The sequence below is a fragment of the Pantoea eucrina genome (assembly GCF_020079945.1).
Lineage (GTDB): Bacteria > Pseudomonadota > Gammaproteobacteria > Enterobacterales > Enterobacteriaceae > Pantoea > Pantoea eucrina.
Genome location: NZ_CP083448.1, coordinates 118,427 through 130,858 on the forward strand (window position 1 = coordinate 118,427; position 12,432 = coordinate 130,858).

A 12,432-nucleotide genomic window follows, 5' to 3' on the forward strand; every position below is an offset into this window, starting at 1 on the left:
CCGCGCTGCTTTCCAGTTTCAGAAATCGGCGCTGATCAACGCCCCGCTTTGCGTGTAGAATGGCCTGCTTTTTGTACCACCGCCCTGAAAACCTTCCCACGCAGCGCACTGGAGAACACTATGCGTAAGCAATACGTCATGCTGGCCGCGGCATTAACCGTTCCTGCACTGGCGCAGGCAGATGAAGCCACGATTAAAAATATTCACGACGCACCTGCGGTGAAGGGGAGCGTGATCGCAAATCTGCTGGAAAAGCATGACAATCCGTTTGTGCTTTACCCCTATGAAAACAACTACCTGCTTTACACCTACACCAGCGACATGAATAAAGAGGCGATTTCCTCTTACAACTGGGCAGACAAAGCGAAAAAAGATGAAGTAAAATTCCAGCTCAGCCTGGCGTTTCCGCTGTGGCGCGGCATTTTAGGTGATAACTCAGTACTGGCCGCCTCGTATACTCAGCGTTCATGGTGGCAGCTGTCGAATCGCGGCGCGTCGTCACCCTTCCGCGAAACGAACTATGAGCCACAGCTGTTTCTGGGCTGGGCAACGGACTACTCACTGGCAGGCTGGACGCTGCGCGATGTGGAGCTGGGCGTTAATCATCAGTCCAATGGCCGCAGCGATCCCACTTCCCGCAGCTGGAACCGCCTTTACGCCCGCCTGATGGCAGAAAACGGCAACTTCCTTGCGGAGATCAAGCCCTGGTATCGTCTGCCGGAAAGCGCCAGCAATGACGATAACCCGGACATTACCAAATACATGGGTTATTACGGCGCGAAGCTCGGCTATATGATGGGCGACAGCATTTTCAGCGTGGAAGGCAACTATAACTGGAACAGCGGCTACGGCGGCGCAACCTTCGCCTGGAGCTATCCTCTCACTGAACACGTTCGCTTTTATACGCAGCTGTTCAGCGGCTATGGCGAATCGCTTATCGACTATAACCACCGTCAGACCCGTTTAGGCGTGGGCGTAACGCTTAACGATCTGTTCTAATCAGTAAAACAGGATTACCGTGGCAATTTCGGCAGTGCACAATCAGGAAACGCTGGCGCAGCAGGTGTTACATGACACCTTCGGCTATCAGCAGTTTCGTCCGGGTCAGCAATCCATTATCGAGTCAGCGCTCTCGGGGCGCGACTGTCTGGTCGTCATGCCGACCGGCGGCGGCAAATCGATCTGTTATCAGATCCCGGCGCTGGTGCAGGACGGGCTGACACTGGTGGTCTCCCCGCTGATTTCACTGATGAAAGATCAGGTTGATCAGCTGCTGGCCAACGGCGTGGCGGCGGCGTGTCTTAACTCGACGCAGACGCGCGAACAGCAGCAGCAGGTTTTTGCCGATTGCCGTACCGGAAAGCTCAAACTGCTCTACATCGCTCCGGAACGTCTGATGATGGACAACTTCCTCGAGGGGCTGCAGCACTGGAATCCGGTGATGCTGGCCGTCGATGAAGCGCACTGTATTTCGCAGTGGGGGCATGACTTCCGGCCGGAGTATGGCGCACTCGGGCAGCTGAGGCAGCGCTTTCCGCAGCTGCCGGTGATGGCGCTGACCGCCACGGCCGATGAAACCACGCGTAACGACATTGTTCATTTGCTGCAGATGCGCGATCCGCTGATTCAGGTCAGCAGCTTTGATCGTCCTAACATTCGCTATACCCTGGTGGAGAAGTTCAAGCCCACCGATCAGCTGCTGCGCTATGTGCAGGAGCAGCGTGGCAAAAGCGGCATTATCTACTGCAACAGCCGGGCAAAAGTGGAAGATACCGCCGCGCGTCTGCAGAGCCGTGGTCTGAGCGTGGGCGCCTATCACGCCGGCATCGACAGCGCACAGCGTGCGCATGTGCAGGAGGCGTTTCAGCGCGACGATCTGCAGATTGTGGTCGCTACCGTGGCGTTTGGCATGGGGATCAACAAACCCAACGTACGCTTTGTGGTGCATTTTGATATCCCGCGCAACATCGAATCTTACTATCAGGAGACCGGTCGCGCCGGACGTGACGGCCTGCCTGCTGAGGCGATGATGCTTTACGATCCGGCGGATATGGTCTGGCTGCGCAAATGCCTGGAGGAGAAAGTCCCGGGGCCGCTGCAGGATATCGAGCGTCACAAGCTCAATGCGATGGGCGCGTTTGCGGAAGCGCAAACCTGCCGGCGTCTGGTACTGCTGAACTACTTTGGCGAAGGACGTCAGCAGCCCTGCGGCAACTGTGATATCTGCCTCGATCCTCCCCGCCGCTATGACGGGCTGGTCGACGGGCAGAAAGCGCTGTCGTGCATTTACCGTACCGGCCAGCGTTTTGGCATGAGCTACATTGTGGAAGTATTGCGCGGCTCAGCCAGCCAGCGTATTCGCGATAACGGCCACGACAAACTGCCGATCTATGGCCTGGGACGCGAGCAGAGCCTGGAGCACTGGATCAGCGTACTGCGTCAGCTCATTCACCTCGGTATGGTGACACAAAATATCGCCATGCACTCTGCGCTGCAGCTCACCGAGGCTGCGCGCCCGGTACTGCGCGCTGAAATACCGCTAATGCTTGCGGTACCGCGCACCGTAACGGCGAAAAGCCGCAGCAGTGCGCCAAAAGTGTACGGCGGCAACTACGATCGCAAGCTGTTTGCCAAGCTGCGTAAGCTGCGCAAGGCGATAGCAGATGAAGAGAATATTCCGCCTTACGTGGTGTTTAATGACGCCACGCTGATTGAAATGGCGGAACAGTTGCCGGTCAGCGCGTCAGATATGCTGAGCGTAAACGGCGTAGGGCATCGCAAGCTGGAGCGCTTTGGTAAGCCGTTCCTGCTGATGATCCGGGAACATCTTGATAATGACGAATAAAGGACTAAACGCATGCTGATATTGTTTGCTACCGTCGCGCTGGTGCACCTGGTTGCGCTGATGAGCCCCGGCCCGGACTTCTTTTTTGTGTCGCAAACTGCGGCCAGCCGCTCGCGCAAAGAGGCGATGATGGGCGTGCTGGGCATTACGCTGGGAATTGTTATCTGGGCGGGCGTAGCGCTGATGGGGCTGCACCTGCTGCTGGCCAAAATGGCGTGGCTGCATGAAATTATCATGGTGGGTGGCGGACTCTATCTGCTGTGGATGGGCTGGCAGCTGCTGCGCTCGGCATGTCAGCGCCATAAGCAGCCGCAGAGTGATGCACCCGTAGTAGAGCTGCCAAAGCGCGGCATGAGTTTTCTGAAAGGGCTGCTGACAAACCTGTCCAATCCCAAAGCCATTATCTATTTTGGCAGCGTCTTTTCGCTGTTTGTCGGGAATGATGTCGGTGCCGCGACGCGCTGGGGGCTATTCCTGCTGATTATTGCAGAAACCTTTGCATGGTTTGCGCTGGTGGCCGCTATCTTTGCCCTGCCGTGGATGCGCGAGAAGTATCAGCGCATGGCAAAGTGGGTGGATGGCATGGCGGGCGTGCTGTTTGCTGGTTTTGGCATTCACCTGATTATTTCGCGCTAGGCCCGGTCGCCTGAAACGGCGACGCTGCGCCGGGTGTGGCTGACTGCACACCCGGCCGTTTATTACGCTATTTTGCGCGCGCTGGCTAACAGCGCGCCGACCGCCATAAACAATCCGCCAAAAATGCGGTTCAGCAGCTTCATCTGTCTCGGACCTTTGATCCAGCCCGCAATGCGCGTCGCCAGCGTGGCGTAGCCAATCATTACAATAATATCGATCACGATCGTGGTCACGCCGAGGATCAGATACTGCATCAGCTGCGGCTGATGGGGCAGAATAAATTGCGGAAACAGCGCGGCAAGAAACACGATGCTTTTAGGGTTGGTCAGGTTAACCAGCAGCGCGCGCTGAAACAGGTGCCGGCGCGGCATCGCTTTGGCAACGGCGTTCAGATCGAGGCTGCCAGCGGCGCGCCACTGCTGAATACCCAGCCAGATCAGATAGGCAGCGCCGGCCCATTTCAGGATCTCAAACGCCAGCAGCGACTGTGAAAATAGCGCGCCGAGTCCGGCCCCCACCAGCACAATATGCACTGCCAGCCCGAGCTGTAAGCCGGTGATCGATACGGCCGCACCGCGATAGCCGTGGCTGATACCGGTGCTCATGGTATTAATAGCGCCCGAGCCTGGCGAAAGGCTGAGGATGGTTGTGGTAAGCAGGTAGGTTAACCACCATTCTGTAGTCATACATGACATTCCCTGAAGCGAGCGAAGTATGACACAATACGCCAGAAAATTGCGCTGCGCTATGGCATACCAGCAGGGCGAATTGAACTCTCCGGGAGGGGCAGATGCAGCATCACAGAGAGAGCTGGCTCAGGCGTGAACGCGCTTTTGCGGCGTTTGCTACCGGTCCGCTGCTCGACTTCTGGCGGCAGCGGGAAGAGTGTGAGTTCACCGGCACGGGCAATCTTACTCTCCGCTATGTACGTTTTACTGCGCCACACCACACGCGCGTGATCCTGATTGTGCCGGGGCGTATTGAAAGCTATATCAAATACCCGGAGCTGGCATACGACCTGTTTCACTGTGGCTACGATGTGGTGATTATTGACCATCGCGGGCAGGGGCGCTCTGAGCGGCTGCTGGCAGATTCGCACCGCGGCCACGTGGTGGAGTTCAGCGACTATGTTGACGATCTGGAGACGCTCTACCTGAAAGAGATTGTCAGCCAGCATTATCAGCAGCGCTATGTACTGGCTCACTCAATGGGGGGTGCGATTGTTGCGCTGTTTCTGGCCCGGCAGCCGCGGGCATTTCATGCGGCGGTGCTGTGCGCACCTATGTTTGGCATTGTGCTGCCGCTGCCGCCCTTTCTGGCGCACCGTATTCTTGACTGGGCAGAGAAGCGGCCGGCGCTGCGCGACGGATACGCCCTTGGCACCGGGCGCTGGCGCGCGCATCCGTTTGGCATTAACCGCCTGACGCACAGCCGCGAGCGCTATCGACGCAATCTGCGCTTTTATGCTGACGATCCGGCTATTCGCGTCGGCGGTCCGACCTATCACTGGGTACGTGAAGGCGTTCAGGCCGGACGCAATATCATGCGTCAGGCGGCAAACATCACCACGCCGCTGCTGCTGCTGCAGGCGAGTGAAGATGATGTGGTGGACAACCGTTCACAGGATCTCTTCTGCCAGGCGCTGGCGGCAGCCGGGCATCCCTGCGAAGGTAACGCACCGCGCGTCATTGAAGGCGCGCGACATGAAATTCTGTTTGAATCAGATGCAATGCGCGCCGAAGCGCTCAATGCCACCGTGGATTTTTTTGCCCGTCATCTCAGCTGACGTTATTTCCGTTATTACAACCCGAGGTTTCCATGTTTCACATCGTTGCATCCGATCTGGATGGCACGCTGCTCTCGCCGCAACATCGTCTGACGCCGTTTGCCCGTACCACGCTGCAGGCACTGGTGGCGCGTGATATCCATTTTGTTTTTGCCACCGGCCGCCACCATATCGACGTGGGACAGATGCGCGATAAGCTCGGTATTCCGGCGTATATGATCACCTCCAACGGCGCGCGCGTGCATAACGCCTCAGGCGAGCTGATTTTCAGCCACAATCTTGACGGCGATATCGCCAGCGAGCTTTACGCCCTGAAATATCAGGATGAAAACATTCTGACCCATGTTTATCGCGATGATGAGTGGTTTATGAACCGTCACCATCCCGATGAGCAGGACTATTTTCAGGAGTCGGAGTTTATGTATCAGCTCTATGAGCCGGGAATATTGCCCACCGATGGCATCAGCAAAGTCTTCTTCACCTGCAGCGATCCGGCCAGTCTGCTGCCGCTGGAGCAGGCGATTGAAGCGCGCTGGGGCGATCGCGTTAACGTCAGTTTCTCGCTGCCAACCTGTCTGGAAGTGATGGCGGGCGGCGTGTCGAAGGGGCACGCGCTGGAGGCTGTGGCAAAACAGCTGGGGCATTCGCTGAAAGCGTGCATCGCATTCGGCGATGGCATGAATGATGTTGAGATGCTGAGTATGGCCGGTAAAGGGTGCATTATGCACAACGGTCAGCAGCGCCTGAAGGATACGCTGCCGTCGCTGGAGATCATTGGCAGCAATGCGGACGATGCGGTGCCGCACACGCTGCGTAAACTCTTTCTGGAGTAAAAAAACGGGCCGGTCTCTCCCGGCCCGTCTCGCTTATCCCAGCTGTTTCTTATGCTTATGTTCGTTGATCATGGTCAGCAGCAGCAGCACCACTGCCAGCACCGAGCCGGCGATCATCACCATAAACCCGCCATCCCAGCCGAAGAAATCAACGGTATAACCAACGATAGCGCTGGCTGCCACTGAGCCACCCAGATAACCGAACAGGCCGGTAAAGCCCGCTGCGGTGCCGGCGGCTTTCTTCGGTGCCAGTTCCAGCGCGTGCAGGCCAATCAGCATCACCGGGCCGTAGATCAGAAAGCCAATCACAATCATACAGAGCATATCGATGCCCGGATTGCCCGGCGGGTTAAGCCAGTAGATCACGGTAGCGATTGTCACCAGCGTCATAAAGAACACCCCGGTCGCGCCACGATTGCCTCTGAACACTTTGTCTGACATCCAGCCGCACAGCAGCGTACCGGGAATGCCCGCATACTCATACAGGAAGTAGGCCCAGGAGGATTTATCCAGCGTAAAGTGTTTCACCTCTTTCAGATAGGTCGGCGACCAGTCGAGGATGCCGTAGCGCAGCAGATAGACAAAGACGTTTGCCAGCGCGATATACCACAGCAGCTTATTGGGTAGAATGTACTGCATAAAGATCTGCTTTGCGGTCAGCTCCTGTTCATGGTTCTCGCTGTAATCAGGCGGATAGTCGTTTTTCCACGCTTCAATCGGCGGCAGGCCGCACGACTGCGGCGTATCGCGCATCATGGCAAAGGCAAACAGCGCGATCAGAATGGCGCCAAACGCGGGCATATAGAGCGCCGCTTTCCAGTCGTTAAACCACGCCATACCGAGCAGGAACAGCAGCGGCGGGATACCGCCTCCGACGTTATGTGCGCAGTTCCACACCGAAACGATGCCGCCGCGCTCTTTCTGTGACCACCAGTGCACCATGGTGCGGCCACACGGCGGCCAGCCCATTCCCTGGAACCAGCCACACAGGAACAGCAGCACAAACATCACCATAATGCTGGAGGTCGCCCAGGGTACGAAGCCCATAAACAGCATGACCGAGGCGGCAAGAATCAGGCCCGCCGGCAGAAAAACGCGCGGGTTTGAGCGATCGGAAACAGAACCCATGATGAATTTGGAAAAGCCGTACGCAATAGAGATGCCGGAGAGGGCAAACCCTAAATCACCGCGCGAGAAGCCCTGTTCAACCAGATAGGGCATCGCCAGCGCGAAGTTTTTGCGTACCAGATAGTAAGCCGCATAGCCAAAGAAGATCCCGAGGAAGATCTGCCAGCGCAGCCGGCGATACAGCGGATCAACACGATCGTCAGCGACCTGAGGCCGATGCGGTGCAGGTTTGAAAATACTCAGCATGAGTGTGGCCCTCCGGGGCGCAGAATAGTTATGAATTTCCCAGCAGGTTGGGGCAGAAATACGCATAAGCGCAAAGGAAACCTGGCGTTTCCATATCGCGCAAAGAATAGAGATGGTTGCTGCGCGTTACTGTGACGTGTGACACATATGTTACAGTTTTATGACAATCAGGAGCGAAAAAAACCAGCAAATGTTGGATTTCGCGCATTTTGCCAGGTTTTAAGCCAGTGTTGATGCGCATTCTGACCAGAGTTTGTGTCAGGAGGTAACAGCTGACCAGCACGTATCGATAGCTGCAAGCTACGAGTGAGTAAAATGTATTCAGTTGTAAACCAGATTATTCAGCTGGCGCAGGCGGGTTTGATTACACTAGCGCGTCTGTTTATCGGGGAATGGTGTGCCGTGCTGTTACTTATTATCACCACTGTATTGTGGGCTTTTTCTTTCAGTCTGATCGGCGAATATCTGGCCGGCCAGGTTGATAGCTGGTTTTCCGTGCTGATGCGCCTAGGTCTGGCCGCGCTGGTTTTTCTGCCGTTTTTGCGCTGGCGCGGCTACCGGGCATCAACGCTGCTGCTTTATATGCTGGTGGGAATGCTGCAGCTCGGCATTATGTATCTGCTCAGTTTTGAAGCCTATCTCTACCTGAGCGTATCTGAGTTCCTGCTGTTTACGGTGATGACGCCGCTCTATATCACGCTGATTTACGACCTGCTGAGCCGGCGTCCGCTGCGCATTGGCTACGCCTTCAGCGCGCTGCTGGCGGTAGCGGGGGCAGCCATTATTCGCTATGACAAAGTCAGCGATCATTTCTGGCTGGGTCTGCTGCTGGTGCAGGCGGCGAATCTCTGCTTTGCTGTCGGCATGGTGGGATACAAACGGCTGCAGGAGACGCGGCCTATGCCGCAGCATACGGCGTTCTCCTGGTTCTATCTCGGAGCGGTGCTGATTGCCGCCCTGGCCTGGTCGCTGTGGGGCAATCCGCAGAAGCTGCCCACGACTACGCTGCAGTGGAGCGTGCTGATATGGCTGGGTGTGGCCGCATCCGGGCTGGGCTATTTTATGTGGAACTATGGCGCCACGCAGGTGGATGCCGGCACGCTGGGCATTATGAACAATATGCACGTTCCGGCGGGACTGCTGGTGAATCTGGCGATCTGGCAGGAGAAGCCGCACTGGCCGAGCTTTATTGCGGGCGCTGCGGTGATCTTCGCTTCACTCTATGTGCATAAACGCTGGGTGATCGGCAGGCGTCACGCCTGAGCACGTGGCGGGCGCAGCCTGCAGGCTGCGCCGTGCGATCAGCTTTTCTTCGCCGGCGTTCCCGGACGCTGGATAAGCGTTAACCCTTTCAGGAAATTACGCAGAATTTGATCGCCACATTCGCGATAGTTCTTGTGATCCGGATTGCGGAAGATAGCGCCGATTTCGCCCTGTGAAACCTTGAAGTTGGCTTTGAGCAGGATGTCGGGAATATCGGTGGTTTTCAGCGCAAACGCGATACGCAGTTTCTTCAGAAAGATGTTATTGCTCATGCGACGTTCAACAGAGGGCGCCGGCGCATCGTCGCTTTTACCGCGCCGGTAGTAGATCAGGCCGTTGAGGAAATAGCCCATCAGTACATCAGGCAGTTTGCGAAACGCGGCGTCATCCTCTTTTTTCAGCCAGGCCTGCACATCCTCCAGCGGCACATCGCTTCTCGCAAGGGCAAAAATCTCCACCACTTTGCTATCGCTCAGATCAAGCATATAGCGCACGCTGCGCAGAACATCGTTATTGGTCATGGTGAAACTCTCCGGGTATGCAGTAAAGGCGGCGCATTATAGTGCAGGCGGGGCGGGGATAACAGCGCGGAGCGCGCACGCCGCACCGGACTATCAGGATGCGCCGGGTAATACCGCGCCGGGCTGCGAGGCGTCGCGCACAAACGGCAGGTGATCGCAGGCGTGCTGACGGGCAAAACGCACAAAGGCTTCCAGTACCGGCTGACGCTGTTCGCCTTCGCGTACAGCGGCGTAGAGCCGGCTCCAGAGACCGTCGCCCAGCGTTTTGGTGACGACCAGCCCCTGCTTTTCAAAGTTCTCAACCACCCAGTGTGGCAAAGCGGCGATCCCCATCTGCGCCGAAACCATCTGAATCAGCAGCAGCGTATTGTCCACGCTTTTCAGCGCCGGGCTGACGCCGGCGGGCTGCAGAAAGTGACGCCAGACATCCAGCCGCTGGCGCTGTACCGGGTAGATCATCAGAACTTCATCAGCGAAATCCTGCGGCGTAATATGCGTGCGCTGCGCCAGCGGATGATCGGGTGCCAGCACCAGCCGCATCTCAAAATCAAACATCGGCGTATAAAACAGCCCGCTGCGCGGCAGAATATCCGAGGTCAGTACCACATCAAGCTCGCCCTGCTGCAGCGCCGGCTGCGGATCAAAAGTGACGCCGGATTTAAAATCCATCACCACCTGCGGCCAGCTCTTGCGAAAGTTATTCAGCGCAGGCGTCAGCCACTGAATACAGCTGTGGCATTCAATAGCGATGCGCAGCGTGGCCTGCTGCTGCGGCTCATGACATGCCTGCAGCGCCTGCTGGATCTGCGGCAGTACCTGCTCTGCCAGCTGCAGTAAAATCTCACCCTGCGGCGTAAAGCGCAGCGGCTGGCTTTTACGCACAAACAGCCGGAAGCCAAGGCGCTGCTCCAGATCGCTGAACTGATGCGATAACGCAGACTGCGTCTGGTGCAGCTGCGCCGCAGCGGCGGCGAGCGAGCCGGTGTTGTGTAACGCCTGCAGCGTTCGCAGGTGTTTGAGTTCGATCATGAGAATCCTTCACAGCGGGACAAAACGGATGACGCGGTAAGCTATACACTACCCGCAGATTGTGGCGGTGTAAACATCTGGATGGCTAAATGAGGTGAGCTGCTGCGCGCTGAAAGCAGCATACGCGGGCGTTAAAAGCAGAACGTGCACAAAAAAGGGCGCCACAGCGCCCCGGATTATGTTATGCGGTCGGGGCTACCCCATACTGTTTAAACCACGCCAGCATACGCTGCCAGCCATCCCGGGCCGACTCCGCATGGTAGCCCGGACGATAATCGGCGTTAAAGGCATGACCGGCATCCGGATAGACCACAATTTCCGCTGTGGCATTGGCGGCATGCAGCGCCTGACGCATTTTATCGATGCTCTCCAGCGGAATACCCTCATCCTGCCCGCCATACAGGCCGAGCACCGGCGCGTTCAGATCGACGGCGACATCAATCGGATGCTTCTGCTGCTTTAACGTTTTTTCCCCTTCCAGGCGGCCATACCAGGCGGCTGCGGCACGCACCTGAGGATTGTGTGCGGCAAACAGCCAGCTGATACGCCCGCCCCAGCAGAAGCCGGTAATCGCCAGACGACGAATATCACCACCGTGCCGTGCAGCCCAGTTTGCCGCATGATCGAGATCGGCAAGCACCTGGCTGTCGGGCACTTTGCTCACCAGCTCGCTGAGCAGCGTCGGGATATCGTGATACTCCTGCGGATCGCCTTCGCGGAAATAGAGTTCCGGCGCCACTGCGAGGTAGCCCTCCAGTGCCAGACGGCGACACAGATCGCGGATATGCTCATGTACGCCGAAAATCTCCTGAACCACCAGTACCACCGGCAGCGTACCGCTGAATGATTCAGGTCGTGCGTACCAGGCGGGCAGATTTTCACCCTGGCTGGGAATAGAGGTCTCGCCACAATGAATCGCATCGCTTTGGGTAATGATTGTGCTGCTGGCGGCGGGCTGCGCCGCTGGGGCGAAGCCACCCGGGGTCGATTCTTGTGCCATATTTTCTGTGGTTTTCATGGTTCTCTCCGTGCTGGCAGGTGCGCAATCAGGTAACTATAGCCTGGTCATGATGGCCGGATGGTTACAGGATAAAAGGAACAGATTCTCAGATGCGGCTTCTGTATTAACATTGCCGCTGAAGCTTACGCAGCACCGTGCCGGATAAATGTGTGAAACGGCGCGTTATATTGTGACAAAAATCACAAATAGTGCGGTTGGTAATGTAACTTTCATTATTTGAAGTGAGAGATATCACATATTTGTCGCGCAGCCTCACGTAGAGTGCGCGTCACACTACTTAATTAGCAGGAGTCTGATATGACCCAGTCTGACGTTTTCCACCTTGGTATCACTAAAGCTGATCTGAAAGGCGCTACGCTGGCGATCGTCCCGGGCGACCCGGAGCGGGTGAAAAAAATCGCTGCGCTGATGGAGAATCCGCAGCATCTGGCGTCGCATCGTGAATTTACCACCTGGCTGGCGGAGATCGACGGCAAGCCGGTAGTGGTCTGCTCAACCGGTATCGGTGGTCCTTCAACCTCGATTGCGGTAGAGGAGCTGGCACAGCTCGGCGTCCGTACCTTCCTGCGCGTCGGCACCACCGGTGCCATTCAGCCGCACATTAACGTCGGTGACGTGCTGGTGACGACCGCCTCAGTACGCCTGGATGGCGCCAGCCTGCACTTTGCTCCGATGGAATTTCCGGCCGTGGCCGATTTTGCCTGTACCACGGCGCTGGTCGCGGCGGCAGAAGAGTGCGGCGCGCGTACCCATATCGGCATCACTGCCTCTTCTGACACCTTCTATCCGGGGCAGGAGCGTTATGACACCTTCTCAGGTCGCGTGGTCAATCGCTTCCAGGGCTCCATGCAGGAGTGGCAGGCGATGGGCGTACTTAACTATGAGATGGAATCCGCTACACTGTTAACCATGTGCGCCAGTCAGGGACTGCGTGCCGGCATGGTGGCGGGCGTCATTGTGAACCGTACGCAAAAAGAGATCCCGGACGCGGCAACCATGAAGCAGACCGAGAGCGACGCTGTGAAAATTGTGGTGGAAGCCGCGCGTCGCTTACTGTAGTGCGCCAGTTGGCAATGGATGCGGGACCCGCCTTACAGGGAACTCAGCCGCTGACGAATCAGGAT

12 protein-coding genes are annotated in these 12,432 nt (G+C 57.1%); 7 read left to right on the top strand and 5 right to left on the bottom strand.

Features of this window, described 5'->3' with window-relative positions:
• Positions 1–120 precede the first annotated feature (120 nt).
• Genes pldA through rhtC form a run of 3 tightly spaced genes read left to right on the top strand, consistent with a single transcriptional unit; the run spans position 121 to position 3,481 of the window.
• Entirely contained in the window at positions 121–999 is an 879-nt protein-coding gene (pldA, locus tag LAC65_RS00530) for a phospholipase A (RefSeq protein ID WP_224144799.1), read from the top strand.
• Positions 1,000–1,018: 19 nt separating this feature from the next.
• Complete coding sequence (gene recQ / locus LAC65_RS00535) at positions 1,019–2,845, top strand: ATP-dependent DNA helicase RecQ (RefSeq protein ID WP_039381770.1); 1,827 nt, start codon at positions 1,019–1,021, stop codon at positions 2,843–2,845.
• Between the two features lie 12 nt (positions 2,846–2,857).
• Positions 2,858–3,481, top strand: coding sequence for a threonine export protein RhtC (gene rhtC, locus LAC65_RS00540; protein ID WP_039381772.1), 624 nt, complete (start codon positions 2,858–2,860; stop codon positions 3,479–3,481).
• 62 nt (positions 3,482–3,543) lie between these two features.
• Here rhtC and rhtB read toward each other — a convergent pair whose 3' ends face one another.
• Positions 3,544–4,167 (bottom strand): homoserine/homoserine lactone efflux protein, encoded by a 624-nt coding sequence (rhtB, locus tag LAC65_RS00545; RefSeq protein ID WP_039381773.1) that lies wholly within the window; start codon positions 4,165–4,167, stop codon positions 3,544–3,546.
• 104 nt (positions 4,168–4,271) lie between these two features.
• Here rhtB and pldB point away from each other — a divergent pair, with 104 nt between their 5' ends.
• Together pldB and yigL are read left to right on the top strand one after the other, a co-directional pair.
• Entirely contained in the window at positions 4,272–5,267 is a 996-nt protein-coding gene (gene pldB / locus LAC65_RS00550; protein WP_039381774.1) for a lysophospholipase L2, read from the top strand.
• A gap of 32 nt (positions 5,268–5,299) precedes the next feature.
• Positions 5,300–6,100 carry a sugar/pyridoxal phosphate phosphatase YigL gene (gene yigL / locus LAC65_RS00555; protein WP_039381776.1) on the top strand — a complete coding sequence of 267 codons (801 nt, stop codon included), beginning with the start codon at positions 5,300–5,302 and terminating at the stop codon, positions 6,098–6,100.
• 33 nt (positions 6,101–6,133) lie between these two features.
• Here the strand turns inward: yigL and glpT are convergent, their stop codons facing one another.
• Entirely contained in the window at positions 6,134–7,474 is a 1,341-nt protein-coding gene (gene glpT / locus LAC65_RS00560) for a glycerol-3-phosphate transporter (RefSeq protein WP_039381779.1), read from the bottom strand.
• A gap of 402 nt (positions 7,475–7,876) precedes the next feature.
• On the opposite strand from glpT, the gene LAC65_RS00565 reads away from it, so the two are divergent.
• Complete coding sequence (locus LAC65_RS00565) at positions 7,877–8,737, top strand: carboxylate/amino acid/amine transporter (protein ID WP_039385681.1); 861 nt, start codon at positions 7,877–7,879, stop codon at positions 8,735–8,737.
• A gap of 38 nt (positions 8,738–8,775) precedes the next feature.
• Here the strand turns inward: LAC65_RS00565 and LAC65_RS00570 are convergent, their stop codons facing one another.
• The 3 genes from LAC65_RS00570 to LAC65_RS00580 form a co-directional block, all read right to left on the bottom strand.
• Entirely contained in the window at positions 8,776–9,258 is a 483-nt protein-coding gene (locus LAC65_RS00570; RefSeq protein WP_039381782.1) for a YehS family protein, read from the bottom strand.
• A gap of 93 nt (positions 9,259–9,351) precedes the next feature.
• Positions 9,352–10,287 carry an HTH-type transcriptional regulator MetR gene (metR, locus tag LAC65_RS00575; protein ID WP_039381784.1) on the bottom strand — a complete coding sequence of 312 codons (936 nt, stop codon included), beginning with the start codon at positions 10,285–10,287 and terminating at the stop codon, positions 9,352–9,354.
• A gap of 181 nt (positions 10,288–10,468) precedes the next feature.
• Complete coding sequence (locus LAC65_RS00580) at positions 10,469–11,305, bottom strand: dienelactone hydrolase family protein (RefSeq protein ID WP_039381787.1); 837 nt, start codon at positions 11,303–11,305, stop codon at positions 10,469–10,471.
• 300 nt (positions 11,306–11,605) lie between these two features.
• On the opposite strand from LAC65_RS00580, the gene udp reads away from it, so the two are divergent.
• Complete coding sequence (gene udp / locus LAC65_RS00585; protein ID WP_039381790.1) at positions 11,606–12,367, top strand: uridine phosphorylase; 762 nt, start codon at positions 11,606–11,608, stop codon at positions 12,365–12,367.
• Positions 12,368–12,432: the final 65 nt, after the last annotated feature.